Annotated in this window: 21 protein-coding genes and 1 pseudogene; 11 read left to right on the top strand and 11 right to left on the bottom strand. The window is 72.2% G+C overall.

What is annotated here, in order from left to right:
* Positions 1-37: 37 nt before the first annotated feature.
* The 6 genes from AB0I59_RS33065 to AB0I59_RS33040 form a co-directional block, all read right to left on the bottom strand.
* On the bottom strand, positions 38-397 hold the full coding sequence (locus AB0I59_RS33065; RefSeq protein ID WP_082777537.1) for a hypothetical protein: 360 nt from the start codon (positions 395-397) through the stop codon (positions 38-40).
* Positions 398-513: 116 nt separating this feature from the next.
* Complete coding sequence (locus AB0I59_RS33060) at positions 514-807, bottom strand: AAA family ATPase (RefSeq protein ID WP_358139124.1); 294 nt, start codon at positions 805-807, stop codon at positions 514-516.
* Between the two features lie 91 nt (positions 808-898).
* Entirely contained in the window at positions 899-1,999 is a 1,101-nt protein-coding gene (locus AB0I59_RS33055; protein WP_061260566.1) for an ABC transporter ATP-binding protein, read from the bottom strand.
* On the bottom strand, positions 1,996-2,853 hold the full coding sequence (locus AB0I59_RS33050) for an ABC transporter permease (protein ID WP_228643631.1): 858 nt from the start codon (positions 2,851-2,853) through the stop codon (positions 1,996-1,998). The genes AB0I59_RS33055 and AB0I59_RS33050 overlap by 4 nt, the downstream gene beginning before the upstream one ends.
* Positions 2,841-3,626 carry an ABC transporter permease gene (locus AB0I59_RS33045; protein WP_228643628.1) on the bottom strand — a complete coding sequence of 262 codons (786 nt, stop codon included), beginning with the start codon at positions 3,624-3,626 and terminating at the stop codon, positions 2,841-2,843. The genes AB0I59_RS33050 and AB0I59_RS33045 overlap by 13 nt, the downstream gene beginning before the upstream one ends.
* Before the next feature lie 74 nt (positions 3,627-3,700).
* Complete coding sequence (locus AB0I59_RS33040; RefSeq protein ID WP_358139119.1) at positions 3,701-4,846, bottom strand: ABC transporter substrate-binding protein; 1,146 nt, start codon at positions 4,844-4,846, stop codon at positions 3,701-3,703.
* Between the two features lie 244 nt (positions 4,847-5,090).
* On the opposite strand from AB0I59_RS33040, the gene AB0I59_RS33035 reads away from it, so the two are divergent.
* Together AB0I59_RS33035 and AB0I59_RS33030 are read left to right on the top strand one after the other, a co-directional pair.
* Positions 5,091-5,357 (top strand): DUF6504 family protein, encoded by a 267-nt coding sequence (locus AB0I59_RS33035; RefSeq protein ID WP_061260560.1) that lies wholly within the window; start codon positions 5,091-5,093, stop codon positions 5,355-5,357.
* Positions 5,357-8,968, top strand: coding sequence for a DNA polymerase III subunit alpha (locus tag AB0I59_RS33030; RefSeq protein ID WP_358139116.1), 3,612 nt, complete (start codon positions 5,357-5,359; stop codon positions 8,966-8,968). The genes AB0I59_RS33035 and AB0I59_RS33030 overlap by 1 nt, the downstream gene beginning before the upstream one ends.
* A gap of 56 nt (positions 8,969-9,024) precedes the next feature.
* Here AB0I59_RS33030 and AB0I59_RS33025 read toward each other — a convergent pair.
* From AB0I59_RS33025 to AB0I59_RS33015, 3 genes and pseudogenes are all read right to left on the bottom strand, one after another.
* Positions 9,025-9,516 (bottom strand): annotated as a pseudogene (locus tag AB0I59_RS33025) (DUF4328 domain-containing protein); the annotation flags it as partial.
* A 262-nt stretch (positions 9,517-9,778) separates the two neighbouring features.
* Positions 9,779-10,792, bottom strand: a complete 1,014-nt coding sequence (locus AB0I59_RS33020; protein ID WP_358139113.1) for an LLM class F420-dependent oxidoreductase — start codon at positions 10,790-10,792, stop codon at positions 9,779-9,781.
* Between the two features lie 49 nt (positions 10,793-10,841).
* On the bottom strand, positions 10,842-11,555 hold the full coding sequence (locus AB0I59_RS33015; protein ID WP_061260554.1) for a FadR/GntR family transcriptional regulator: 714 nt from the start codon (positions 11,553-11,555) through the stop codon (positions 10,842-10,844).
* 84 nt (positions 11,556-11,639) lie between these two features.
* Between AB0I59_RS33015 and AB0I59_RS33010 the strand changes: the two genes are divergently transcribed.
* From AB0I59_RS33010 to AB0I59_RS33000, 3 genes are read left to right on the top strand one after another with little or no spacing between them, the layout of a single operon-like run.
* Complete coding sequence (locus AB0I59_RS33010; protein ID WP_061260595.1) at positions 11,640-12,356, top strand: (Fe-S)-binding protein; 717 nt, start codon at positions 11,640-11,642, stop codon at positions 12,354-12,356.
* Positions 12,353-13,777 carry a lactate utilization protein B gene (locus AB0I59_RS33005; RefSeq protein ID WP_061260552.1) on the top strand — a complete coding sequence of 475 codons (1,425 nt, stop codon included), beginning with the start codon at positions 12,353-12,355 and terminating at the stop codon, positions 13,775-13,777. The genes AB0I59_RS33010 and AB0I59_RS33005 overlap by 4 nt, the downstream gene beginning before the upstream one ends.
* Entirely contained in the window at positions 13,774-14,430 is a 657-nt protein-coding gene (locus AB0I59_RS33000; protein WP_358139109.1) for a LutC/YkgG family protein, read from the top strand. The genes AB0I59_RS33005 and AB0I59_RS33000 overlap by 4 nt, the downstream gene beginning before the upstream one ends.
* Positions 14,431-14,448: 18 nt before the next feature.
* On the opposite strand, the gene AB0I59_RS32995 is transcribed toward AB0I59_RS33000, so the two are convergent.
* Entirely contained in the window at positions 14,449-15,516 is a 1,068-nt protein-coding gene (locus AB0I59_RS32995) for a baeRF2 domain-containing protein (protein WP_061260549.1), read from the bottom strand.
* Between the two features lie 11 nt (positions 15,517-15,527).
* Positions 15,528-15,944: a DUF2795 domain-containing protein gene (locus tag AB0I59_RS32990; protein WP_061260546.1), complete on the bottom strand. Its 417-nt coding sequence runs from the start codon at positions 15,942-15,944 to the stop codon at positions 15,528-15,530.
* A 79-nt stretch (positions 15,945-16,023) separates the two neighbouring features.
* Here AB0I59_RS32990 and AB0I59_RS32985 point away from each other — a divergent pair, with 79 nt between their 5' ends.
* The 6 genes from AB0I59_RS32985 (at position 16,024) to AB0I59_RS32960 (ending at position 25,980) form a co-directional block, all read left to right on the top strand.
* Positions 16,024-17,103 carry a GNAT family N-acetyltransferase gene (locus AB0I59_RS32985; protein ID WP_358139105.1) on the top strand — a complete coding sequence of 360 codons (1,080 nt, stop codon included), beginning with the start codon at positions 16,024-16,026 and terminating at the stop codon, positions 17,101-17,103.
* A gap of 153 nt (positions 17,104-17,256) precedes the next feature.
* Entirely contained in the window at positions 17,257-18,156 is a 900-nt protein-coding gene (locus AB0I59_RS32980) for a sirohydrochlorin chelatase (protein WP_082777533.1), read from the top strand.
* A 15-nt stretch (positions 18,157-18,171) separates the two neighbouring features.
* Positions 18,172-19,260, top strand: a complete 1,089-nt coding sequence (gene cobT, locus AB0I59_RS32975; protein ID WP_082777532.1) for a nicotinate-nucleotide--dimethylbenzimidazole phosphoribosyltransferase — start codon at positions 18,172-18,174, stop codon at positions 19,258-19,260.
* A 143-nt stretch (positions 19,261-19,403) separates the two neighbouring features.
* Positions 19,404-20,636, top strand: coding sequence for a uroporphyrinogen-III C-methyltransferase (gene cobA, locus AB0I59_RS32970; RefSeq protein ID WP_061260544.1), 1,233 nt, complete (start codon positions 19,404-19,406; stop codon positions 20,634-20,636).
* A complete protein-coding gene (locus AB0I59_RS32965) occupies positions 20,633-24,352 on the top strand; it encodes a dynamin family protein (RefSeq protein ID WP_358139100.1) in 3,720 nt (1,239 codons plus the stop codon). The genes cobA and AB0I59_RS32965 overlap by 4 nt, the downstream gene beginning before the upstream one ends.
* Positions 24,349-25,980, top strand: coding sequence for a P-loop NTPase family protein (locus AB0I59_RS32960; RefSeq protein ID WP_061260543.1), 1,632 nt, complete (start codon positions 24,349-24,351; stop codon positions 25,978-25,980). The genes AB0I59_RS32965 and AB0I59_RS32960 overlap by 4 nt, the downstream gene beginning before the upstream one ends.
* The last annotated feature ends 87 nt before the right edge of the window (positions 25,981-26,067 follow it).

Here is a 26,067-nt window from a genome sequence, read left to right as displayed (position 1 = left end):
TGGCACCTGGGCGCGTCTGCTTGAGCGCCTGCTCCTCTTAGCGCAGCCACCGCAGAGCAGCGTCGGCGCAGTCCTCGGGGCTGCTGTTGAAGGCGATGGCCGCGTCGGGCGCGTGTCGCCGGACCAGGTTGACCACTCTCTCGAAGAATTCGAGCAACGGCTCGTGCGTGCGGATGCCACCCCCGATCACCACGCAGACGTGGTCTTCGCGGGTCAGCGCCTCCACGATCGCTCCTTCGGGGTTCTCGTCGAGTGCCACCAGGCACCAGTCGGCCTCGATACCATGATCGTCGAAACGGGCCTGACCCCGTGCTAGCGCCGCCTGGACCGGCTCCGGATCCCAGCCCTGGATCTTGGCGGGATCGAGACCGACCACCAGTACTCGTGCCACTGTCACGCGTCCTCCCTCTCGCAGAACGTTTCCACGTCGGCGCGATGGTTGCAGGTGATGCTTGGGACCATCCACATTGTCCATCTCCTCCAGAGAGCCGGGAGGCCGGAGCCAGAGCGGGCTCATCCGTGCCGTCTCCGGCCCGCTTCGGAGAGTTTGAAGGGATCTCTGGGGACACCGCCATGGGGGCTCCAGCCCGTCTGCGATTGGCGGATCGCCTCCGTCATCCAGCGAAGAGCGTCGAGCACGTTGGACTTGCCCGAGGCGTTCGGACCATAGATTCCGGCGACGGTGACGACGGGCGGCACTTCGGACGGCCGCGGCTTGGGCTCGCCCCGGCGGGGAACCGCGACGAGAGACAGGGTCTGCTCGTCGCGGATCGACCGGTGGCCCGCCACCCGGCCCCGCAGCAGCATCGTGGACCTCCTCGCGCGGGACACTTTCCATTACCCGCGCGAACAACACAATCACAGGCTCGTTAACGACGGGATTCCCCGTAACTAACGTTCATATCGCGTTCGAGGCGTCCGCAGTGGATACCAGGACGGGGCGGTCGACGAGGGTGACGGTCACCTGTACGCCGGGCGCGAGCCGTACCGAGTCGTGGCCGGGGACGTCGGCCAGCAGTTCGGAGCCGTCGGCGAGCCGCACGCGCAGGCGGGCGGTCGAGCCCCGGAAGGAGGAGGCGACGACCGTGGCCGTGCCCTCGGAGTCCGGAGCGGGGATCACGGCCTCCGGCCTGACCAGCACGTCGACGCCTCCCTGTACGGCGGGGCCGTCCACGGGCAGCGTCTGGCCGAGCACCGTGACCCGGTCGCCCGAGGCGGTGCCGGGGATGTGGTTCATCGTCCCGACGAACTCCGCGACGAACGGCGTGGCAGGCCGGTCGTACAGCGTGGCGGGGGCGGCGACCTGCTCCAGCCGGCCCGCGCGGAGCACGGCCACCCGGTCGGCGATCGACAGCGCCTCCTCCTGGTCGTGCGTCACGAAGATCGTCGTGATGCCGAGGGAGAGCTGGAGCCGCCTGATCTCCTCGCGGAGCGCGACGCGGACCTTGGCGTCCAGGGCGGACAGCGGCTCGTCGAGCAGCAGCACCCGGGGTTCGAGCGCGAGCGCCCGGGCCAGCGCCACGCGCTGCTGCTGCCCGCCGGAGAGCTGGTGCGGGTATCGCTCGCCCACCGCGGGGAGGCCGACCAGCTCCAGCAGCTCCCGCGCCCGCGCGTGCCGCCGGGCCGCCGGCACCTTGCGCACCCGGAGGCCGAAGGCGACGTTGTCCCGGGCGTTGAGGTTCGGGAAGAGGCTGTAGGACTGGAAGACCATGCCGGCGTCGCGCCGGTTGGCGGGGACGCCGGTGATGTCCCGGCCGTCCACGAGGACCGCGCCCTCGTCGGGCCGCTCGAAACCGGCCACGCAGCGGAGCGCGGTGGTCTTGCCGCATCCCGACGGGCCGAGCAGGGCGAGCAGTTCACCGGGCTCGACGGACAGGTCCAGCCCGTCGAGGGCGAGGGTGCCGCCGAAGCGCCGGTACAGCCCGCGGAACTCCACCCTGGCTCCGGTGGCGGCCTCCGCGACGGCTTCGCCGGCGGTCCCGGTGGTGGGCGCGGTCATGAACGTTTCCTTCCTGCGACGGAGACGGCGAGCAGGACCAGCCAGGTGAGCAGCAGGCTGAACAGCGAGACGGCCACGGACACCTGGGCCTGCGAGCCGGAGATGTAGACGATCCACACCGGGAACGGCTGGAAGCTGAGCAGGCGCGCGACGGTGAACTCCCCGAGCACCAGCGCCAGCGTGAGGAACGACGCGCTGGCCAGGGCGGAGCGCAGGTTCGGGACGATCACCCGGAACACGACGTGCGGCCACGAGGCGCCGCAGTTCCGCGCGGCCTCCACCAGCGTGGGCGCGTCCATCGCGCGCAGCCCGGCGTCCAGGGACCGGTGGACGAACGGCAGCGTCAGCACCACGTACGCGAGCACGAGCACCACCGGGAAGGAGGGGTTCTGCATGGCGATGATCGTCTGGTAGAAGGGCGTCCTGGCCAGGTATTCCGGCCCGAACCGCAGCACGGTGCCGATCCCCGCGACGAACGTGATCGGCGGGACCACCAGAGGCAGCGTGCAGACCACCTCCAGGACCGGTCCCAGCCGCGGCGCGCCCAGCCGTACGGCCAGCATGGCGGGCAGGGTGAGCAGCAGGACGAGCACGATGGTCGCCACCGCCAGCCCCAGGGACAGCAGCAGGCTGGAGCCGAACCCGGGAGCGGAGAAGATCTGGCCGTAGGCGTCGACGCTGAACCCCTGGGGATCGTCCACCGTGAACCAGAACGAGGCGGCCATCGGCACCAGGAAGTACAGCGCCGCCAGCGTCAGCACGGCCACGCGCCAGGCCCGCGGGCGTCCCCTGCGCCCGCGCCCGGCGGAGGCGGGCGGCTCCCCGGCGATCGGGGCCGGTGTCAGCGCAGCCATCGGGCGCTCCTGCGTTGCAGCGGCAGGTAGACCGCCATGACCAGCCCGGCCACCACGATCATGTCGAGGCTCAGCGCGAGCGCCACGTTCTCGTGGCCGATCAGCACGTTGCCGGTCAGCGCGTTGGCGATCTGGAGGGTGACCAGCGGCACCGTGGTCCCGACCATCGCGGCGGCGGTGGCGTAGGCGGCGAAGGCGCTGCCGAACAGCAGCACCACCCCGCCGAGCAGCGACGGCGTGAGCACGGGGACGCCCACGTACCGCCAGAACTGCCAGGCGGACGCGCCGTTGTTCAGCGCGGCCTCGCGCCACTGCGGCCGCAGCCCGTCCAGTGCCGGGGTGATGACGAGGACCATCAGCGGCACGGAGAAGTACAGGTAGACCAGGGTGAGCCCCCAGAAGTTGTAGAGGCTCCACCCGTGCTCGCCGAGTCCGAGGAGGCGGGTGACGACGCCGGAGTTGCCCAGCGTGGCGATCCAGGCGAACGCCAGCGGCACGCCGCCGAAGTTCGCCAGCACGCCCGACGCCGTGAGGACGGCCTCGCGCAGCCGCGAGGTGACGACGGCCTGGGCGAGGAAGGTGCCGAGGATCGTGCCGAGCACCGCGACCGTCGCCGACAGCTTCACGCTGCCGATCAGCGCGGTGAGGTAGGCGCCCTGCAGCGATTCGGCCAGGTTCTCCCCGGTGATCCGCCCCTGGCGGACGAACGTGCCGCCGAGCAGTACGACCAGTGGGGCGCCGAAGACGATCGCGACGAACGCCAGCAGCGGCACCGTCGCGATCCATCCTCTCGATCTCCTGCGGCTCCGGCCCGGCGCCGAGGCGGAAGCCGTACCCGCGGGAAGGCTCATCCGGAGACCGCGGCGCCCCAGCCGGTGGCGAGGGTCTCCTTGGCCTTGTTGATCTGGGCCTCGGTCGGGAAGGTGGGTGTGCCCTCGACCGCGGGGAGCTTGGCCACCACGGCGGCGTCGGCGGTGCCGTCGGCCTGCATCGCGGGCAGCAGGACCGCGCGGGCGTAGCCCTTGAGCCAGAGGTTCTGGCCCTCGGTGCTGTAGAGGAACTCCTGCCACAGGCGGGCGGCCGCGGGGTGCGGCGCGTCCTTGTTGATCGCCTGGGCGTAGAACTGGGCGTACTTGCCGTCGCTCGGGACGGCGACCTTCCACTCCACGCCCTTGGCCGCGAACTGGTCGGCGTACCCGGCGTTGAGGTAGTCCCAGTCGATGCTGATCGGCGTCTCGCCGTTCTGGACGGTCGCGGGGGTGGACTCGACGGGGTTGAAGTTGCCGGCGGCCTTGAGCTTCTTGAAGAACTCCAGCCCGGGCTGGATGTCGTCGAACGAACCGCCGCCCGCCAGGGACGCGGCGTAGACGCCGGCGAAGGCCGCGCCCGCCTTGGTCGGGTCACCGTTCAGGGCGACCTTGCCCTTGTACTCCGGCTTGAGCAGGTCGGCGTACGTCTGCGGGCAGTTCGCCACCTTCTTGGCGTCGCAGCCGATCGACACGTAGCCGCCGTAGTCGTTGTACCAGGTGCCGTTCGGGTCCTTCTGCCCGTCGGGGATCTTGTCCCACGCCGCGACCTTGTACGGCGCGAACAGGCCCTCCTGCGAACCGCTGAGGGCGAAGGACTGGCCGAGGTCCAGCACGTCGGGGGCGCGGTCCTGGCCCTTGAGCGTCTTCACCGCGTTGATCTCGTCGGAACTGGAGCCGTCGGGGTTGTCGCTGGTGATCGTGATGCCGTACTTCTTCGAGAAGGTGTCGAGCAGCTCCCCGTAGTTCGCCCAGTCGCGGGGGAGCGCGATGACGTTGAGTTTGCCTTCCTTCTTGGCGGCTTCGACCAGCTTGTCGAGCCCGCCGAAGTCGGCGGCCGAGGTGGCGGCCTTCGCGTCGGTCCCTCCGGAGCCGGCCGCGCTCTCGGTGGGTGCGGCGCCGCAGGCCGCGCTCAATGGGATGGCGATGGTCAGGGCGGCCACGAGGCCGGCGATGCGCGCAGACACGCTTTTGTCTCCCACTGTCGTACGTGGATCGAACGTAGGCGAACTCAATGCAACAAACCAGACCCAGTAAGCCCTGGGCAGATTGCGCTTTGGTGAACGGAAGGGCCCGGGACGGTGGCGCTTTGTGAACGGATCTCGGCGCGGTTCCGGCCCGAGTTGCGGTCGATCTTCTGAGAACATATGTTCGAAGTAGCACGTTGCGCCCGCCTTCCCCCGGGCGCCGACCATGGGGGGAAGATCCGTCTTGAGCAGACTTTATGGTGATCCGATCGAGGTGTGGATCCGGGACGACCGGCCCGCCCAGTTCGTCTGGCGTGACCGGCTCTACGCGATCCGCCAGGTCCAGGATCACTGGGTGGTGGCCCGCGAGTGGTGGAAGACCTCCGACACCGACCCGGGCGAGCGGCGGTTCTGGCGGGTCGAGGCCGGCGCGACCACCGGCGTCGGCACCTACGAGCTGCGCTTCGACACCGCGAGCGGCGGCTGGCTGCTGCTGAGGGCGTGGGACTGATGGGCTCCTTCGTCCACCTCCACGTGGCCTCCGCCTACTCCCTCCGGTACGGCACGGCGTTCCCGCCCGCCCTGGTCGCGCGCGCGGCAGCCCACGGCATGGACGCGCTCGCGCTGACCGACCGCGACGGCCTCTACGGCGCGATCAAGCACATCCGGGCGTGCCATGCCGAGGGCCTCGCCCCCATCGCCGGGGTCGACCTGGTCCTCGGCCCCAGGGAGCACTCCCGGGGCAAGGGCTCCCACGGTGGCGGCTCCCAGGGGGACGGCTCCCCGGGCAAGGACGAGTGGCGGATCGTCGTCCTGGCCCGCGCGGACGGCTGGGGCCACCTGTGCCGCCTCGTCACCGCCGCCCACCACGTGGGAGAGCGCGGCGAGCCGTACGTGACGCGCGAGATGGTGGCCGAGCACGCGCGCGGCCCCTCGGGCGACGCCCGGCTGACGGTGCTGCTCGGGCCCAGGTCCGATGTCGGGCACGCGGCGGCCGGACAGCGCGACGACGAGGCCAGGACGCTGCTGGCCGCCTGGCGCGCGGCGGTGCCCGACGTCGTGGTCGAGGTGACCGACCACTACGGCTACCGCGACGCGAACACCGCCGCCCGGATGATCGGCCTGGCCGACTCGGCGGGCGTCCCCGCCGTGCTGACCAACGCGGTGCGCCACCTCGACACCGCAGACCACCAGGTGGGCAACGTGCTGGACGCCGCGCGCAGGCTCGCCCCGCTGCACGTCCGGCACCTGGAGCCCTCCACGCAGGCGTACCTCAAGAGCGGCGAGGAGATGGGCCCGGTGGCGGCCCGGGTCTGCGGCGGCGACAGGAACCGGATGGTCCGCCTCCTGGCGGAGACGCGTCACGTCGCGGAGAGGTGCGCGCTCGATCCGGTCGAGATCGTCCCGCTCCTGTCCGACCCGCCCGGCGCGCTGCACCTGCCGGAGATCGGCGGCGATCCGGTCCCGATGCTGCGGAACCGCTGCGACGACGGCCTGCGCCGCCGGGGAATGGAACGTTCGAAAGAGGCCAGGGACCGGCTCGCCGCCGAGCTGGACATCATCGAGAGGAAGCGGCTGTCCGGCTACTTCGTCGCGGTGGCCGGCATCACCGACATGATCCGGGACATGGGCGTGCGCTGCGCGATCCGCGGCTCCGGCGCGGGCAGCCTGGTCACCTACCTCACCGGCATCGGAGAGGTGAACCCGCTCGAACACGGCCTGCTGATGGAGCGCTTCCTGTCCGAGGGCCGCCACGGACTGCCGGACATCGACGTGGACGTCGAGTCCGCGCGCCGGCTCGACTGCTACCGCGCGATCCTCGGCCGGTACGGCGAGGCGCGGGTGGCCTGTGTCTCCATGATGGAGACCTACCGCGCCCGCAGCGCGATCAGGGAGGTCGGCGCGGCCATGGGGCTGCCCCCGCACGAGGTCGACGCCGTCGCCAAGGCGTTTCCGCACATCCGCGCCAAGCAGATCAGGGCCGCCCTGACCGACCTGCCCGAGCTGCGCGACAGCGGGCTGAACGACCGGTCGCTGGAGACGGTGTTCCGGCTGGCCGAGAAGCTCGACGGGCTGCCCCGGCACATCGCGCTGCACCCCTGCGGCGTGCTGGTCGGCAACGCCACGCTGCGCGACCGCACCCCGGTGGAGCGCAGCCTGCTCGACTTCCCGATGTCGCAGTTCGACAAGGACGACGTCGAGGAGGCGGGCCTGCTCAAGCTGGACGTGCTCGGCGTGCGCATGCAGTCCGCGATGGCCCACGCGCTCGGTGAGATCGAGCGGGTCGACGACCTGCGGATCGAGCTGGACGGGGTTCCTCGCGACGACACCGACACCTACGACATGATCTGCTCCGGCCGCACGATCGGCTGCTTCCAGATCGAGTCACCCGGCCAGCGGGAGCTGGTCGCCAAGCTGGAGCCCCGCACGATGCACGACCTGATCGTGGACATCTCGCTGTTCCGGCCGGGCCCGGTCAACTCCGACATGGTCACGCCGTACCTCGAGGCCAGGCACGGCTTCCGGCGGCCGTCGTACGCCCACGAGGAGCTGCGCGAGCCGCTGCGGGAGACCCACGGCGTGGTCGTCTTCCACGAGCAGGTCCTGAAGGTCATCGACGTCATGACCGGATGCGGGCTCTCCGAGGCCGAGAAGGCCCGCCGCGCCCTCGACACCCCGCAGGGCAGGGAGGCGGTCCGCGACTGGTTCGTGCCGCTGGCCGGGGAGCGGGGCTTCGATCCCGCCACGGTGGAGAAGGCGTGGAAGATCCTCGACGCGTTCGGCGCGTTCGGGTTCTGCAAGGCGCACGCCGCGGCGTTCGCGCTGCCCACCTACCAGTCGGCGTGGCTCAAGCGGCACCACGCGGCCGCCTTCTTCGCGGGCGTGCTCACCCACGAGCCCGGCATGTACCCCAGCCGCGTGATCCTCGACGAGGCCCGCCGGTGCGGCGTCGACATCCTGGCCCTGGACGTCAACCACTCCGGCAGGGACTGGCGGATCGAGAAGACCGGGGAGCCGCTGGCCCTCCGCGTCCGGCCCGGTGACCTGGAACCCGGCGGCGGACCCGCCACGGAACCCGACGGCGAACGGGACCCGGAGATCGGCAGGGGATACGGCCTGCGCGTGCCGTTCTCCGCGGTGCGCGGGGTCAGCGAGGCCGAGGTCGCCCGGATGGTCGCCGGCCAGCCGTACACCTCGATGGCCGACTTCTGGGAGCGGGCCCGCCCGTCACGGCCCGTCGCCGAGCGGATCGTGGAGGTCGGCGGCCTCGACGCCATGTACGGCCTGCGCCCCGGCGGCCCCCGGTGGCGGCCGGGCAGCTTGACCAGGAGGGACCTGATCGCCCAGGTCGGAGCGCTCGACCGGTCCTCGTCGGCCGGAGTGGCGGCCAGGCGGGACGCGACGGCCGTGCAGCTTCCGATGGGGTTCACCGAGCAGGTCATCCCCGGCGAGCTGCCGGAGATGACCGAGGCGGAGGTGGTCGAGGCGGAGCTCGCCGTCCTCGGCATGGACGTCAGCCGGCATGTGATCGGCTTCCACGAGGAGCTGCTCGACGCGATCGGCGTGGTCCGGTCGAGAGACCTGCTGAGGCAGCGGAACGGCGCGGAGATCCTGGTCGCCGGGGTCAAGGTGGCCACCCAGACGCCCGCCGTGCGTTCGGGCCAGCGGGTCATCTTCCTCACCCTCGACGACTCCACCGGTCCGATCGACCTGACGTTCTTCGAGTCGGTGCAGGCGCACACGGCGGCGACCGTGTTCGGGTCCTGGCTGCTGGTCGCGAGGGGGGTGGTCCGGCGCACCGGCGCGCGGGCCGTCTCGCTGCGCGCCCTGCACTGCTGGAACCTCGTCGACCTCGACGAGCTGTGGCGTGCCCCGGAGCCCCATGGCGGCATCGCCGCCGTACGCGCCCGCCTGGACGAGAGGCCGGGGTCCGGCGGGGGCGTGGGCGGGCGCCGCATCGAGTACGACAACGGCTACCGGCTCTCGCCCTACTCCGACATCGGCCCGACTCCGGGGGTGCGCGACGCCGCGGCGTTCCTGGCCCATCCCACCGAGCCCCAGCGTCGGCTCTGGCACGCGAGTTCCGGCAGCTCGGGCCCCACCCGTACGCGCAGGCGATGACGTCCGGCGTCGGCCTGCGCGGCCGGCGTCCTGACGGTCCTGAGCCGGGTGATCCGGTGGACGGTGACGGCGCACAGCGCGGCGGCGACCGCCGCGGTCACCAGTTCGAGCAGCCCCGCTCCCGTCAGGTCGGCCTGGCTGTGGGTCCGCGGCAGCCTGATCAGGACCAGCCAGATCAGCGCCAGCCAGCTCACCCACCAGCCGATGAGGAGCGGCAGCCAGCGGGACCGGCTCTCCCGGCCGTGCGCCGCCTCCCGCCAGGCGCGGTCGGCGATGATCGGCGGCGCCACGAGGTTGACCCCCGGCAGCAGCCAGGCGCCGACCGCGTAGAGCCCGGAGCCGCTTCGCCGCACCCGGTGCAGCCAGCTCAGGTACGCCACCGCGGCGGTGATCGTGGCCGCGGCGAGCAGCAGCATGAGAAGCGCGAACACGGTCACCGCCCCGACCACCTCGTGGGCGGCCGGATCATGCGGATCGCCACCGAACGCGGCGATCTCCCGGGTCAGCCGCCGCCCGCGTACGTGCTCGAAGACGACGAGGGCGGCCATCGAGGCGACCTGGGCGCCGAGGCTCGCGTAGACCGCCACGGCCGACCGGCTCACTTCTGACGACGCGGACCGCATGTGTTTCTCCCCCCGGCCTCCGTGTCACTTGCCTCTCTCGTATCCCATTGGTACCTGGGCTAATCGGGGCCGATTCGGTGCCTGCCGCAGGCCATAGAAAGGTTTGGCACGTACTTCCCGGCATTTGGCCGGGCGATCGATCCCCGCTGGTGAAAGAGCCGCCGCGCCGGCTGGTCGGGCGCGGGGGTCATCCGAGGACGAGGTCGCGGACGGTCCGCAGCGTCTCCTCGTCGCGCGGGCCCATGACCAGCAGGTTCGTCACCGGGCTCGCGCGCCACGGTGCCAGGCGCTCGCGGATCCGGCCGGGAGGCCCGACGAGGGAGATGCCGTCGGCCAGTTCGTCCGGTACCGCGGCGAACGCCGCGTCCTTGCGCCCCGCGAGGTAGAGCGCCTGGATGTGTTCCGCCGCCTCGGCGTATCCCATGCGGCCGATGATGTCCGCGTGGAAGTTGCGCGCCTTCGCGCCCATGCCCCCGATGTACAGCGTGAGCATCATCTTGACGCCGTCCAGGGCGGCTCTGACGTCGTCGGTGACCAGCACCATGACCATGGCGGCGACATCGAATCCCGGCCGGGCCCCCTCCAGCGCCTCGCCGTACATCGCGGCGATCTTCTCGGGGAAGGCGAACAGCGGCAGCCATCCCTGCGCGATCTCGGCGGCCAGCGCGACGTTCTTCGGGCCCTCCGCGCCGAGGTAGACCGGGATGTCGTCGCGGAGCGGGCGCGTGATCAGCTTCAGCGGCTTGCCCAGGCCGCCGGGCAGCGGCAGCGGGTAGTGCGGTCCCTCGTTGGTAACAGGTTCTTCCCGTCGCCAGATCTTCCGCATGATCTCGACGTACTCGCGGGTCCTGGCCAGCGGCCGGGCGAACGGCCGGCCGTACCAGCCTTCGACGACCTGCGGACCGGACGCGCCGACGCCGAGGAGCAGCCGGCCGCCGGTGAGGTGGTCCAGCGTCATCGCGGTCATCGCGGTCGCCGCCGGGGTGCGCGCGGAGAGCTGCGCCACGCTCGTGCCGAGCTTGATCCTGCTGGTTCGCGCGCCGTACCAGGCGAGCGGGGTGAAGGCGTCGCTGCCGTACGCCTCGGCCGTCCAGACCGAGTCGTAGCCCAGGCGTTCGGCGGCCCGGACGAGCTCGGTCGCGTCGTCGGCGGTCCGCTGCCAGTAACCAAGATTCAGTCCCAGTCTCAGGTCCTCGGCCACTGATCCTCCTCGATCACATCGCGCGCATGGAACCTGATTAGAACACGTTCTACCCTGGATAGGCACGGGCCAGATGCTCGGTGACCGCGACGACGGAGGCGGCGGCGTCGCCGTCCCTGACGGCGTCGTGGATGCGCCGGTGGTCCGCCTGGAGATCCACGGTGTCCCCGAGGCGCAGCACCGCCTCGATCGCGTACCGCCGTACCGCGTCGCGCAGCGCCCGCATGATCGCGGAGGTGAGCCGGTTGCCCGACGCCGCCGCGATCGCCATGTGGAAGGCGATGTCGTGCTCGACGAACTCCTCGGGCGTGGTGGCGGCGTCCATCGCGGCGATGGCGCGGGCCATGTCGTCCAGCGCGGCTCCGCCGTCGCGCGCCGCGTGGGCGGCCGCCCACTGCTCGATCATGAGGCGGGTGTCCACGACCTCGCGCATGGAGAGCGTGGACAGGCCGAGGTTGAGGCGGAGCAGGTCGGTGAGCGCGCTGTCCGGCCGGGAGGTCAGTACGGCTCCCGCGTCCGGGCCCCGGCCGACCTGGGACGACACCACGCCGAGCGTCGCGAGGGCGCGGAGGGCCTCGCGGACCGACGACCGGCTCACCCGGAGTTGCTCGGCGAGTTGGCGCTCACCCGGCAGCCGGTCGCCCACGGTGAGCCCGTCGGCGGCGATCCGCTCCTCGATCCGGTCCAGGACCTCTTCGAAGGCCCGCGTCCGGGGGCCCGCCGGTCCGCGCCCGGCTTCCTGCGAACGATCGCCGTCGCTCAACGTCCTGTCCTCCTCGAGTGGAGCCCGCCAGCCGGGTGTATGGTCTGACCATATTTGGTCCGACCATACATGCGGGAGCCGTACGTGCGGGTCGCCTTGTTCATCACCTGCGTCAACGACACGCTCTTCCCCGGTACGGGGAAGGCGACGGTGACGCTGCTCCGCCGCCTCGGCGTCGACGTCGCGTTCCCCCGGGCGCAGACCTGCTGCGGGCAGATGCACGTCAACACCGGCTACCGCGAGGAGGGCGTACGGCTCGCGCGCCACTTCGCGGACGTCTTCGGCGGCTACGACGCCGTGGTCGTGCCCTCGGGCTCGTGCGGCGCCATGGTGCGCGAGCAGTATCCGAAACTGGCGCCCGCCGCCACCGGCGCGGTGGTGCCGAAGGTCTACGAGCTCTCCGAGTTCCTGATCGACGTGCTCGGCGTGACCGACGTGGGGGCGTACTTCCCGCACCGGGTGACCTACCACCCCACCTGCCACTCCCTGCGCGGCCTGCACCTGGGGGACCGGCCGCTGCGACTACTGCGGAACGTCCGGGGCCTGGACCTCGTGCCGCTGCCCGGCGCCGAGGAATGTTGCGGCTTCGGCGGCACCTTTGCCGTGAAAAATCCTGATATCTCCGCCGCGATGTGTGCTGACAAGGTGGGAAATGTCATGACCACGGGGGCGGAAGTCCTGTGCGCCGCCGACAACTCCTGCCTGATGCACATCGGGGGAACGCTCACCCGTCAGAAGACCGGAGTCAAGATCATGCATCTGGCCGAGATCCTCGCCGCGACGGAGGTGACGGAGCCATGACCCGCACCTTCCTCGGCATGCCCGCCAGCGCGCTCCAGCGGAGCTTCCCCTCCAACGCCGCGAAGGCCGTACGCGACTCGCAGTTGCGGTTCAACCTGCGCAAGGCGACGCACACCATCCGCGACAAGCGGGCGAGCGTGGTCGGCGAGCTGCCCGACTGGGAGGAGCTCCGCCAGGCCGGCAAGGCGATCAAGGACCACACCCTGCGCAACCTGGACCGCTACCTCGTCCAGCTCGAGGAGGCGGTCACCGCCGCGGGCGGCCACGTCCACTGGGCCAGGGACGCCGACGAGGCCAACCGGATCGTCGCCGGCCTGGTCAAGGCCACCGGCGAGACCGAGGTGGTCAAGGTCAAGTCGATGGCCACCCAGGAGATCGGACTGAACGAGGCCCTCGCGGCCGAGGGCGTCACCGCGTACGAGACCGACCTGGCCGAGCTGATCGTCCAGCTCGGCGACGACTGGCCCTCGCACATCCTGGTCCCGGCGATCCACCGGAACCGCGCGGAGATCCGCGAGATCTTCCAGGAGCGGATGGGCGAGTGGGGCCGCCCGGCGCCGGAGGGCCTGACCGACGAGCCCCGCGCGCTCGCCGAGGCGGCCCGGCTGCACCTGCGGGAACGCTTCCTCTCCACCAAGGTCGCGATCTCCGGTGCCAACTTCATGATCGCCGAGACCGGGACCCTGGTCGTCCTGGAGTCCGAGGGCAACGGCCGGATGTGCCTCACCCTGCCCCGGACGCTGATCAGCGTCGTCGGCATCGAGAAGCTCCTGCCGTCCTGGCGCGACCTGGAGGTCTTCCTCCAGCTCCTGCCCAGGAGCTCGACGGGGGAGCGGATGAACCCCTACACCTCCACCTGGACCGGGGCCGCCGAGGGTCAGGAGTTCCACCTCGTGCTCCTCGACAACGGCCGCACCCACGTCCTCGCCGACGAGGTCGGACGCCAGGCGCTGCGCTGCATCCGCTGCTCCGCCTGCCTCAACGTCTGCCCGGTCTACGAGCGCGCGGGCGGCCACGCGTACGGATCCGTCTATCCCGGGCCGATCGGGGCGATCCTCACCCCCCAGCTCCGCGGCCTGGATTCCGAGCTGGACCGGTCGCTCCCGTACGCGTCGTCGTTGTGCGGAGCCTGCTACGAGGTGTGCCCGGTGGCCATCGACATCCCGCAGGTGCTGGTCGATCTGCGGGCCAAGGCCCGCCACCCGCGCGCCGAGCGTCTCGGCATGGCCGCCGCCGGGTGGATCTTCAACCGGCCGGAACGGCTGGCGCGGGCGCAGCGGGCAGGCGGGAGGTTGCGCCGGTTCGTGCCCAAGCGCCTGCCCGGTCCGATGTCGGCCTGGACCGATACCCGCGACATACCGGATATCCCTCGTGAATCGTTCCGTGGCTGGTGGGACCGTACCGGCGGAGGCGACCGATGAACTCGCGCGACCTGATCCTCGCCCGCGTCCGCGGCGCCGTCGCGGGCGCGCCCGACGTCGAGGTTCCGCGCGCCTACCGTGGCGTGACCGGCGACGCGACCGGCGGCGCGACCCCGGCAGGCGGTGACCGCCTGGTCGACCTGCTCGCCGAGCGGCTCCGCGACTACCGCGCGATCGTCCACGTGGTGCCCGAGGCCGAGATCGCCTCCGTGGTCGAGGAGGCGCTCACCCGCAGGAAGATCGGGCGCCTCGTCGTGCCGCACGGCCTCCCATCGGCCTGGCTGGAGCGTGAGCCGCGCGACCGTGAGCCGTACGACACGGTGGGGGACGATCCCGAGCTGAGCGCGGCCGACCTCGACGGCGTGGACGGTGTGATCACCGGATGCGCCGTGGCGATCGCGGAGACCGGGACGATCGTCCTCGACGCCGGGCACGGCCAGGGACGGCGGGCGCTGACGCTGCTCCCGGACTACCACCTGTGCGTGGTCGGCGCCGGGCAGATCGTGGCCGGAGTGCCGGACGCCGTCGCCCGCCTGTCCCCCGAAAGGCCGCTGACCTGGATCAGCGGCCCGTCGGCTACCAGCGACATCGAGCTCAACCGGGTCGAAGGCGTGCACGGCCCGCGGACCCTCGAAGTCGTGATCGCCCGCTGACGACCACGACGCCCGCGATCAGAACCTGAGCACCGCGCCGACACCGTCGGGAGAGTCGAGCTCCGGCACGAACCAGAGCTCGGCGCCGGTCACGGCGACGGCGCGGGCCAGCGCGGCGTCGGCCCGCTCCTCCATCGGCAGCTCGACGCCCAGGTCGCTCAGCTCGCCGGGATCGGCCGCGAGCTGGTTCCCCTCGGGACCGATCCACAGCGTGGCGTCGGCCGACGGGTCGTCCCGCAGCAGCAGCGTCCGCACCCGCCCCTCGCGCAGCGCCCGCGCGGTCTCGGCCAGTCCGGTCGCGTACGGCCCCGCCTGGTAGGCGGCGAGCAGCGCGGCGCCGCCCTTGCGCACCCACGCGGCGAGGGCGCGATCCACCTCCGCCTGGAACGGTTCATTCGCGGATCCGGGAGCGCGGCTGCCGCGCTCGGCGACCACGACGCGCCCGGCCGTGTCCTTGCCGAGAGCCTCCATGATCATGTGACGGGTCTGCGGTTCGCCCGCCAGCACGATGACCTCCGCGCCGATGCCGTGCGACTCCTTGTCGATCACCTCGGCGGTCGCGACCGCGTTGCGCCGCCAGGTCTCCTCGGCGTCCCGTTCGTACCGGGTCTGCGACCATCCCCCCTGGCCGGTCTTCTGGATGGGCCAGTCGGCGGCCTCGACCGACAGCTCGCGTTTCGGCCCGCCGCAGGAGATGATCACGTCCGCGCCCGCATGGTCGGCGAGCACCTGGAGATGCGGCACGGTCTCCCCGCGCTGGGCCAGCATCGGCATCACGTGCGGCAGCGGCGACCAGCGGGCGATCTCGCGCCGGGGCGGCGCGGCCAGCGATTCGGTCAGCGCGACGGACGAGCCCTCGGCGAACACGGCGCGTCCGGGCGCGGCCTCCACCGGGTCGTTGACCAGCTCGCCGACGGGCTCGCGAAGCTCGGGCGGCGCCCCCGCCTTCGCCAGTTCGCCGTCGAGCCGCCGCCAGCGCAGCTCGACCGCGCTCGCCGCGTCCTCGGTCGTACGGGCCGTGTCGAGGTAGACCGAGATGAAGGGCCCCCGGCGCTCGTACAGATGACGGAGTGAGTCCAGCCTCACGGGGTCTCCCCTCACCAGCGGTGGCGTTCGACACCGAGTCCGAGAGCCTCGGCCACCTCGCCGACGTTGTGGAACTTGAGCTCGGGAAGCTGGCGCACGGCCTCGATCACCGCGTCGGGAGCGCTTTTCGTCTCGGCGTGGGCCAGCAGGTTCTCGCGGTTCGCCGGATATTCGGCGTCGCTCAGCCACTTCGCCAGATTGCTCCGGCGCTCGACGTCCGCGGGGGTGATGCCGGAGGGCGTTCCCGGCTCATGCCCGGGAGGCCGCCGGCCCGGCGACAGGTCCTCCTCGGCGCGCTGCGTCGGCTCCGGCTCCTTCCACTCTTCCGCGTGAGTCGTGCCGCCGCCTCGTGTGAGACCCTCCGTCTCATGCTTCTGCTCGTCGTCCACGCGGGGGCCGTGCTTGTCGCTACCGCGTTGGATACTCATGACCTCACCTCCCGAATCGGGTCATGTGGAGGCCCGTACCCGTCCCGTCCCCCCCAAACATCGCATTCGGAGGGAATCCGTGTTTGACGAGCGCCTCACGATCACGACGGAGAGGCTCGTGCTGCGGCCCTTCGGCCCCGGCGACGCCGGGCAGGTGAGCGAGATCATCAAGGAGCGCGGGCACATCACCGGGTTGCCGCCCGGCGCCCCCGGCCACCCCCTCGGCATCGCCCCCTGGCTCTCCCAGGGGGTGCACGAACTGTGGCGCTCCGGCCAGGGCATCCACCTCGCGATGGAGGCGAGGGGTGTGATCGTCGGGGCCATCAGCCTGTTCAAGACCCAGTGGGGAGCCGGCACCACCGAGGTCGGGTACGGCGTGCGCCCCAACTACCGGGGGCGGGGATTCGCCCCCGAGGCGGTCCGGGGTCTCACCGAACGGGTGCTCGGCGCGGGGGCGCTCCGGCGGGTCGAGCTGCGCGCCAACCTGGACAACACCGCCTCCATCCGGGTCGCGGAGAAGGCCGGGTTCACCCGGGAGGGAGTGCTGCGCGGCGCCGGGTTCGAGGACGACGGCCCGCACGACCTGGTGGTCTTCGGCCTGCTGCGCGGCGACGGCCGTACCGTCTTCGACAGCCGGCTCGGCGGCGAGCGCGTGCTCCTGCGGCCGTTCGCCAAGCGGGACGCCTTCGACGTGCTCGCTGCGGTCACGGAGGACCCCGAGATCGGCCGCTGGATGCCCTGGGCCGCCGGCTACACCCTCGAACGAGCCGTGGAGTGGTGCACTCGCCTGGCCCACACGAACGGCATATCCGGCGCCAACTTCGCGATCGAGCCCCGGGACGGCGGGCGGCTCGCGGGGGCGATCGGCGTACAGCGGGCCGACCGGGAGCGCGGCGACGTGGAGGTGGGGTACTGGACGTCGCCATGGGCGCGGAGGCTGGGCTACGCCACCGAGGCCACGCGGATCGTCACCCAGCACCTCCTGACCCTCGGATTCCATCGTGTCCAACTGGTCGTCGCGACCGGCAACCACGCCAGCCGGGCGGTGGCCAAGAAGGCCGGATTCGTCCAGGAAGGCGTCCTCAGACAGGCCGTTCCGGTGCCCGGAGGGCGGTCCGATGCCGTAATGTTCAGTGTGCTCAAAGGGGAAATGCAATGAAATTTCCTACGTTCGGAGCGGCTACCAGCCGGCTGATCGTCTCGCCCTCCTGACCTCTGCCTACGGCGCGAGCAGTGCCCGCCGTCGGCACCGTCGGCTATCCTCGCGAGCCGGATTACAAATCCGCAGGTCAAGGCATAGGAGATCAGGCAGATGAAACCGCCGCTGCTGCTCGTCGGGCACGGGACCCACGATGAGACCGGCGTCGCCGAGTTCGGCAGGTTCGTCCATCGGCTCCGCTGCCGGCTCGACCGGCGCGTCGCCGAGGTCACCGGAGGCTTCATCACGAAGGCCAGGCCGCAGCTCAGCGACTCCGTTTCCTCGTTGATCGCGCACGGTCACCACCACGTCATAGCGCTGCCGCTCAGCCTCACGGGCGACCGCGAGGCCCTGGGCGACATCCCCGGCACGATGGCGCTGGAGCAGGAGCGCCACCCGACGCTGGAGTTCGACCTCGCCCGGCCGCTCGGCCCCGACCCCCGCGTGCTCGAACTGCTCGCCGAGCGGCTCGCCGACGCCCAGGCCGACATGCCGCGGCTCGTCACCGACGAGACCCCCGAAGACATCGATCCCGCCGAGACCGCCGTGGTCCTGGTCGGCCACGGCGCCGCCGACCCCGCCGTCAACGCCGAGGTGCACCGGGTCTCCCGGCTGTTCTGGGAAGAGCACGCGGCCGACATGCTGACCGTCGAGACCGCCTACGTCTCGCACAACAGGCCCGGCGTCCCCGGTGGCCTGGAGCGCTGCCGCAGACTCGGCGCCAAGCGCGTGATCGTCCTGCCGTACCTGCTGTTCGCCGGTGGCGTCCTGGAGCGCATCTGGGCCCAGGCCCTGGCGTACGGCGCGAACCACGAGGGCCTGGACATCCGCTGCGCCGAGGTCATCGGCGACTGCGAGGGTCTGGCCGACGTCGTCATCGACCGGTACGAGGAGGCCCTGTCCGGCGCCGCCGACCCGGAAGCCTGGACCGCCCGCCGCCGGTTCACGCAGGCACTGGCCGTCGAGCGGATGACCAGGGACGAGCCAGAGTCGGAGATCCCCACCCCCGTCTGACATTGGAGTACACGCGTGACACCGCTTGATGAGACGATCTCGGCGATCCGCCCGGCCGACCAGGACGCCATGGCACGGGCCAGGGAGCACCAGGACCGGCTCACCAAGCCGCGCGGCGCGCTCGGCGCGCTCGAGGACGTCGCCGTACGGCTCGCCGGAGCCGCGGGCGTCTGCCCGCCGCCGATGCCGGTGCCCGCCGCGCTCGCGATCTTCGCCGCAGACCACGGCGTCCACGCCCAGGGCGTCTCCCCGTGGCCGCAAGAGGTCACCACCCAGATGGTGGCCAACTTCCTGGCCGGAGGGGCCGTCGCCAACGCCTTCGCCGCCTCGGCCGGCGCCTCAGTGACCGTGGTGGACGTCGGCGTCGCCGCCGACCTGCCCGCCGCGCCCGGCCTGCGCGCCCACAAGATCGCGTACGGCACGGCCGACCTGTCCGCCGGCCCCGCCATGACCACGGAGCAGGCCGCCGCCGCCCTGCGGGTGGGCGTCGAGGTGGCCGGGGAACTGATCGAGGCCGGCGCCCGCTGCCTGATCACCGGGGACATGGGCATCGCCAACACCACCGCGTCCGCCGCGCTCATCTGCGCCTACACCGGCCGTGACGCCGCCGAGGTGACCGGACGCGGCACCGGCATCGACGACGCCACCCACCAGCACAAGATCGGCATCGTGCGCCGGGCGCTGGAGGTCAACCGACTGCGGGCGGCCGACGGGTTCACGCCGGAGCGGCCCGAGGACGCGCTCAGGGCGCTCGCCGCCGTCGGAGGGCTGGAGCACGCCGCCATCGCCGGGTTCATCCTCGGCGCCGCCGCGGCGCGGGTGCCGGTCATCCTCGACGGCGTGATCGCCGGATCCGCCGCGCTCGCCGCCGTGGCCCTCGCTCCCGCCGTCGCGGGCTACTGCGTCGCGGGACACCGCTCGGCCGAGCCCGGCCACGCGGCCACGCTCGACCACCTCGGCCTGCGGCCGCTCGTGGACCTCGAACTCCGCCTCGGCGAGGGCACCGGCGGCCTGCTCGCCCACCCGATCGTCAGCGCCGCCGTACGCGTGATGCACGAGGTCGCCACCTTCGACTCCGCCGGTGTGACGGAAAAAGAGGGATGACGGCTCTGCCGTAGGATCTACCGCGCGGACGTCGGCGTCCGCCCCGTTCGACGAAGCCTGATCCGCTGAGCCGCCGGTCACCGGTCAACCGGTAAATTTGCCTCCTAACAGAGCACGCTTGACGCATTAGGGAGATAGGGGTCATGGCGCCCTACCTGCTTGGCCTTCGCCTGGACGGACGGCGGGTCCTGGTCGTGGGCGGCGGCCGCGTCGCCCAGCGGAGGATCCCCGCGCTGCTCGACGCCGGGGCGTCGGTCACCCTGGTCTCGCCCAGCGCCACCCCGGCCCTCGACGACCTGATCGCCGACGGCCGGATCACCTGGGAGCGCCGGCCGTACCAGGTCGGCGACTGCGATGCGGCATGGCTCGTGCACGTCTGCACCGACCGGCGCGAGGTGAACACGGCGGTCGCCGCCGAGGCCGAGGCCAAGCGCATCTGGTGCGTACGCGCCGACGACAAGGAGGCGTCCGCCGCCTGGACGCCCGCGAGCGGCCGGGTCGGCGAGATCGGCGTCGCGGTCACCGCCGGGGGCGACCCCCGCAGGGCCGCCGGCATCCGCGACGCGGTCGTCAACGCGCTCAGGGACGGCACGGTCGACGCGCGGCGACACCGCGGCAAGCCCGTCGGCGTCGCGCTCGTCGGCGGAGGACCGGGCGATCCCGGCCTGATCACCGTCCGCGGCCGCCAGCTCCTCGCCCAGGCGGACGTCGTCGTGGCCGACCGGCTCGCCCCGCGCGGCCTGCTCGACGAGCTGTCGCCCGACGTCGAGCTCATCGACGCGGCCAAGATCCCGTACGGTCGCTACCTGGCCCAGGAGCGGATCAACGAGCTGCTGGTCGAACACGCCAGGCAGGGCAAGTTCGTCGTCCGGCTCAAGGGCGGCGACCCGTTCGTCTTCGGGCGCGGCGGCGAGGAGATGATCGCCTGCGCCCGCGCGGGCATCCCGGTCACCGTGGTTCCCGGCGTCACCAGCGCGGTCGCGGTGCCCGCCGCCGCCGGCGTGCCCGTCACGCACAGAGGGGTCAGCCAGGAGTTCCACGTGATCTCCGTCCATGTGGCGCCCGGCGACCCGAGATCGACGGTCGACTGGGCGGGACTGGCGAGATCCCAGGGAACGCTGATACTGCTGATGGGCGTCGAGCGGATCGCGGAGATCGCCGACGCGCTCGTACGAGACGGACGTTCGCCGGAAACTCCCGTGATGGTGGTGCAGGACGGTACTCTTCCCACCCAACGAGCTCTCGCCGCCACGCTCTCCACGGTGGCGGAGCGCGCGACCGCGACCGGGATACGGCCACCGGCGATCGTGATCGTCGGCGAGGTCGTCAGAGTCGGCCAGGAGATCGAGATGGTGCGAGCGGAGCGGATCCCGTGAAATCGGCTGCCAGGAAGACGCCCGACAACGGGCCCGTCGACCGGTCCGGCCACGCCGAGAAGAACGAGGAGCAGGCCATCGATCACACCGATGAGCATCCGGAGACGCCGGGGGAGCAGACCGTCGCGTTCCGCCCCATCCGGGACACCGACCCCTCCGACGGGGGACGGTCCGGAGGGGGACAGGGGGGCGCGACCGGCTCCGCCGTAACGGCCGCCGGCCATACCCGTCCGGAATGGGACACCGGTGACAGCTGGGATGGCTTCACGGTGCGACCGGCCACCCCCGTCGGCGGTTCCGCCGCGGACACGGGCGACCGCTGGGACGCCTTCGCGGCCAAGGACACCAGCGGTTCCGAGGTGACCGGCGCGGGCGAGCCTGACCGCCCCGGCATCGGTGACCGCACCGCGTGGGCCACGCCGGGATGGGACGCCTTCGCCGCGCAGCAGCCCCGGCGGACGTCGCCGCTCGGTGGTCACCCCGGCACACCGAGAGCCGCCGGCCCGCCGGAGCCGCCCCGAGCCCCCGCCCCGTCCGTCCCCGAGAGCGCCGAGCCGAAGAGCCCTGGATCTGAGCGCCCTGGATCTGAGCGCCCCGTGCCTGGGAGCCCCGTGCCCGGGAGCCCCGTGTCTGGGAGCTCCGCGGCGGGGGCCCCGGCGGGGGAGTCGTCCGTCTGGGACGCGTCCGCGCGCGAGATCCTCATCCGGCAGACCCCGGGGGGCGAGCCGCCCGTCTGGGACGCCCCCGCTACCACGGACGGCTCCGCCGAGGAGGCCCCGGAACGAGGGGGCTCGCTCTGGGATGCCGCCTCCACGCGCAAGCGGCCGGAGGATTCGGCGGAATGGGACGCCTTCGCCCCCAGACCCGCTTCGAGCGCCGTGCGGGACGGCGTCGCCGCGCCCGGAGCCGCCGACGTTCCGGACCCGGCCGAGGTGGTGAGCGCCGGGTTCGCCGCCGTGGCCGAGGACGTTCCCGGATGGGACGCCTTCGGCGCGGTCAGGTCGTCCGACCCGGCCAGGGCGTCCGCCCCCGCCGACGCGCCTCACGCGATCGACGAGAGCGTCGCCGAGGAACCCGCGAGCGGTGAAGAGGCCGCGAGCGGCGAGAACACCGGTTCCGAGATCGTCGGGATGCCGGACACTCCCGCCGAGCCCGGTGCGCCGGCCGACTCCGGTGTGGGCGCCGTACCCACGGACCCGGAAGGCGACCACGGTGACGCGGCGGAAGGCGCGCTCATCGAGAGCACGTCCGAGGCGACCATCGGGGACGACGCCGAACCCGCGGTGAGCACGGTCGACGGCGCCCCGCACGACCCGGGCACCGAGCCGCCCGCGCGTGCCGATCACCCGCAGGACGCCGAACTGCCGGACGACGCCGCGCAGGCGAGCGCGGTCGAGGAGATCGGGTACGCGGCGGGCGCCGAACATGTGGTGAGCGCCGGCGGCGCCGCCGTACACGAGGGAAACCCGGACGAAGGCGCCGAGCCTACGCCCGGCGACTCCGGCGACTCCGGCGAGTCCGGCACGACCGGCACGGATCTGACCGGCATCGACGTGTCCGGTACCGACGCGATCGGCGCCGACACCCGCGAACCGGACGCTGAGGGCGTCGAGCCCCACGATTTCGGCAGTGCCGACGTCTTCGATGCCCCGGATGTCCTCCGTGACGTCGAGCGGCCGGAAGAGGGCGGGCGGTTCGGGACCGACGGGTGGACCGGACAGGTCGAGGACACCGAAGTCCCCCCGGACACCGAAGCCGTCCAGGAGATCGACGTCGCCCTGGTCGCGGCCGAGCCCGGGAACGTCGACGACACCGAGGACGTCGAGTGGCGCGAGGCGATCGAGGAGCCTGGAGCACCCACCGACCTCCAGGAGACCGCTGAAGGGCCGGACGACCTTTCGGACGACGAGCGGGCCGGGCACACGGAGCGCGCTGGGTCCACCGAGACCACTGAGTCCACCGAGAACAGCGGGTACGACCCGCACACCGAGTACGCCGAGGACGAGCCGGAGGAGGCTCCGGAGGGCCGGGTACGCGCGGTCCCGCTGCCGGATCCGGTGTCCGCGGCGCTGACGGAGTCGCTCGACCAGCTCCGCGTGGCGGTCGAGGACCTGCACTTCGGCCTGGACGTGCCGGGGGCGGAGGAGGCCCGTAAGGCGCAGGCCGCGGTGCTCGCCCAACTCGAGGACTACGTCATCCCGCGCGTGCACATGAGCACCGCCCCCGCGTTGATCGTCATCGCGGGCTCCACCGGGGCGGGCAAGTCCACCCTGGTCAACACGCTCGCCGCACAGCGGGTGAGCGCGACGGGGGTACGCCGCCCCACCACCGGAACGCCGGTGCTCGTCTGCCACCCCGACGACCACGAGTGGTTCGCCGAGGGTGACCTGCTCGGCGGGCTGACCCGGCTGGACCGGCCCGCCAAGGGCGCGGGCGTGGACAGCATCGTGCTGTCCACCACCGAACGGCTTCCGCCGGGCGTGGCGCTGCTCGACACGCCGGACATCGACTCGGTCGTCGAGGAGCACCACGAGATCGCCCACCGCATGCTCGACGCGGCCGACCTGTGGGTCTTCGTGACCACCGCGTCCCGGTACGCCGACGCGCCCTCGTGGAACCTGCTGCGGCTGGCCAAGGAACGCGGCGCGCGCCTGGTCATCGTGCTCTCCCGGGTGCCGGCGAAGTCCCGTGACGTCATCGTGAAGCACTTCGGCCGGATGCTCGACGAGTACGGCCTTGCCGACGCCGTGCGGTTCGTGATCAACGAGACGGCGGTCACCGACGGGCGGCTTCCCGACAAGGAGGTCACCGAGCTGCGCATGTGGCTGGCCGACCTCTCCGTGGACGACGAGCGGCGGGCGGCGGCCGTCAAGGCGACCCTGAACGGCGTCCTGGACAGCTTCAGGACCCGGGTGCCCGCCCTGGCCAGGCATCTGGAAACGCAGGTGGCGCTGCGCGCCGATCTGCGCTCCGACGTGGACGCCGCCTACATGGGCGCGCTGGCCGACATCGACGAGGCCACCAGGAACGGCTCGCTGCTCCGTGGCGAGGTGCTGGCCCGCTGGCAGGACTTCGCGGGATCCGGCGACCTGATCCGCACCCTGCAGCTCCGCAGGGGCGGCAAGGGCAACCCGCGGGGGCCGCAGCGGTTGCGCGCGCTCAGAGAGGCGATCAGGACCGCGCTCGAAAGCATGATCAACTCTGCTGGTCAGCGGGCCGCGGAGGAGGTCGTCGCGCGCTGGCGGCAGCGCGCGGGCGCGGGCGACCGGCTGGCCCTGACCCCGGGCCTCGGCCGCTCCTCCGACGACGCCGTACAGCGCACCTCGCACGCGATCGGCGCCTGGCAGGACCACGTGACCGAGCTGATCAGAACCGAGGGCGTGACCAAGCGGTCGGTGGCTCGGCTCGTCTCCTTCGACGTCGAGTCGCTCGCCCTGATCTTCACGGTGGGTCTGCTCGGATACGGCACCACGGATGTGTCGTCCGGGCCGGGGACCGGCGCGCTGCCGCAGCGGCTGCTGCGCGGGCTCCTCGGCGCGGAGTCGTTGCGGAGCATCAGCGCGAAGGCCCGGAGCGACCTGCGCGCGCGGATCGGCATGGTCTTCGACGAGGAGACCCTGCGGTACGTGGACGCGCTCGACGGCGCGGGAATCCCGGACGAGGCAGCAGCCACCCGCCTGTACCAGGCGACGTACAACCTCGAGGTCGCACGATGACTGCCAGCATCACCGACGTCCAGCACGCCCTGGGGGCCCGGCTCGCCGCCCTCGCGCGGATCGTGGAGCTGGGCACGGGCCGGGCCGACCAGGCGTCGCTCACCGAGAGCGCCCAACTGCTCGTACGCGCGGGCGACCGGCTCAGGCTCTCCCCGGACCACACGGTGGTCGCGCTCGCCGGAGGCACGGGCAGCGGCAAGTCGTCCCTGTTCAACTCCGTCTCCGGTCTGGAGCTGTCACCCACCGGAGTGCGCAGGCCGACCACCGCGCGCACCCACGCCTGCGTGTGGGGCCTGGACGGCGCCGGGCCGCTCCTGGACTGGCTGCAGATCCAGTGGCGCCACCGCTTCGCCCGCGCCAGCGCGCTCGACAAGGGCGAGAGCCCGCTGCACGGGCTCATCCTGCTCGACCTGCCCGACCACGACTCGATCCGGGCGCTCACCGACACCGAGGCCGACCGTCTGATCAAGGTCTCCGACCTGGTGGTGTGGGTGCTCGACCCGCAGAAGTACGCGGACGCCTCTGTGCACCGGCGCTACGTCACCGAGCTCGCCGGGCACGACGCGGTGACGGTCTTCGTGCTGAACCAGTCCGACCGGCTGACTCCCGAGGAGCGGGAGATCTGCGTGGCCGACCTGCGTGAGCTGCTCGCCGACGAAGGCGTCGGCGGCCCGCGGGTGGTCGTGACCTCCGCCCTCACGGGGGACGGCGTCGACGATCTCAAGGCCGTGCTCGCCGAGTCGGTCGCCGCCCGCCGCGCGGCCTTCCAGCGGCTGGAGGCGGATCTCGACCGGCTCATGGTGCCCCTGGCCAAGGACGTCTCCGACATTCCGCGCGTCGAGCCCGTCGTCGACGACGCACGCCGCGCGGGGCTGATCGACGCCCTGTGCGACGCGGTCGGCGTCTCCGCACTCGGCGAGGCCATGGAGAACGTGTACGGCGTCCGCTCCGTCGACTGGGTCGGCTGGCCGTACGCGCGATGGGCGGCCAGGCTGCGGCCCGACCCGCTGAGCAGCCTGCGGCTCGGTGACGTGAAGGAGGAGATCCGCAGCCTGGTGGGCAGCGCCGTCAGCGCGCAGCCCGCCGAGGTGGACAACGCCGTGCAGGCTCTGGCGGACGGGCTCACCCCGGGCATGCCGGAGGTCTGGCAGGCGGGCGTGCGCGACGCGGCACGGTCGCGTTCCGCCCAGTTGCCCGCGACCCTTTCCGATGAACTGTCCCAGATCGCCCCGCCTCTTGACCGGGTGCCCGGCTGGTGGTGGCTGCTCAAGATCTGGCAGTACCTCCTCGTCGTGCTGTTCGTCGCGGGAGTCGCCTGGGCCGGGTCGATCCTCGCGTACGGCGTGCTCGACCTGGGCAAGGCGCCGGCGGAGATCCTCGGTGACGTCGGAGTGCTGCCGTGGCTCGCGCTGATGATCGCCAGCGTCCTCGGCCTGGGCGCGCTCTCCGGCATGGCGAGCAGGAACTTCGTCGTCCTGGGGGCCGCGAACGAGCGGGACCGCCTGGAGAAGGACATGCGCCGCCGGGTGTCCACCGTGGCCGAGGAGATGGTGATCGCGCCCGTCGAGACCGAGCTGCGGCGCTACAACGACTACTTCGGAGCCGTGGCCGCCGCGTCCCGGAAGTAGCCGGACGCGACCGCGGCGAGTCGTCCCCAGGCCGCCGGTTGTCCACAGAACCGGATTCGGCGGCGGGGGATCGGGCGGGGGCCGGTC

Origin of the sequence: Microtetraspora glauca (assembly GCF_040656155.1) — a bacterium.
Lineage (GTDB): Bacteria > Actinomycetota > Actinomycetes > Streptosporangiales > Streptosporangiaceae > Microtetraspora > Microtetraspora glauca.
This window is presented reverse-complemented; position numbering and strand designations above follow the sequence as displayed.

Bases quoted from the DNA above. Each gene is read 5' to 3' on its own strand.
- AB0I59_RS33000 (WP_358139109.1), top strand. From the start codon at position 13,774: ATGAACTCGCGCGACCTGATCCTCGCCCGCGTCCGCGGCGCCGTCGCG.
- cobA (WP_061260544.1), top strand. From the start codon at position 19,404: ATGGCGCCCTACCTGCTTGGCCTTCGCCTGGACGGACGGCGGGTCCTG.
- AB0I59_RS33060 (WP_358139124.1), bottom strand. From the start codon at position 807: ATGCTGCTGCGGGGCCGGGTGGCGGGCCACCGGTCGATCCGCGACGAG.
- AB0I59_RS33030 (WP_358139116.1), top strand. From the start codon at position 5,357: ATGGGCTCCTTCGTCCACCTCCACGTGGCCTCCGCCTACTCCCTCCGG.
- AB0I59_RS32980 (WP_082777533.1), top strand. From the start codon at position 17,257: ATGAAACCGCCGCTGCTGCTCGTCGGGCACGGGACCCACGATGAGACC.
- AB0I59_RS32990 (WP_061260546.1), bottom strand. From the start codon at position 15,944: ATGAGTATCCAACGCGGTAGCGACAAGCACGGCCCCCGCGTGGACGAC.
- AB0I59_RS33050 (WP_228643631.1), bottom strand. From the start codon at position 2,853: ATGGCTGCGCTGACACCGGCCCCGATCGCCGGGGAGCCGCCCGCCTCC.
- AB0I59_RS33005 (WP_061260552.1), top strand. From the start codon at position 12,353: ATGACCCGCACCTTCCTCGGCATGCCCGCCAGCGCGCTCCAGCGGAGC.
- AB0I59_RS33055 (WP_061260566.1), bottom strand. From the start codon at position 1,999: ATGACCGCGCCCACCACCGGGACCGCCGGCGAAGCCGTCGCGGAGGCC.
- AB0I59_RS32960 (WP_061260543.1), top strand. From the start codon at position 24,349: ATGACTGCCAGCATCACCGACGTCCAGCACGCCCTGGGGGCCCGGCTC.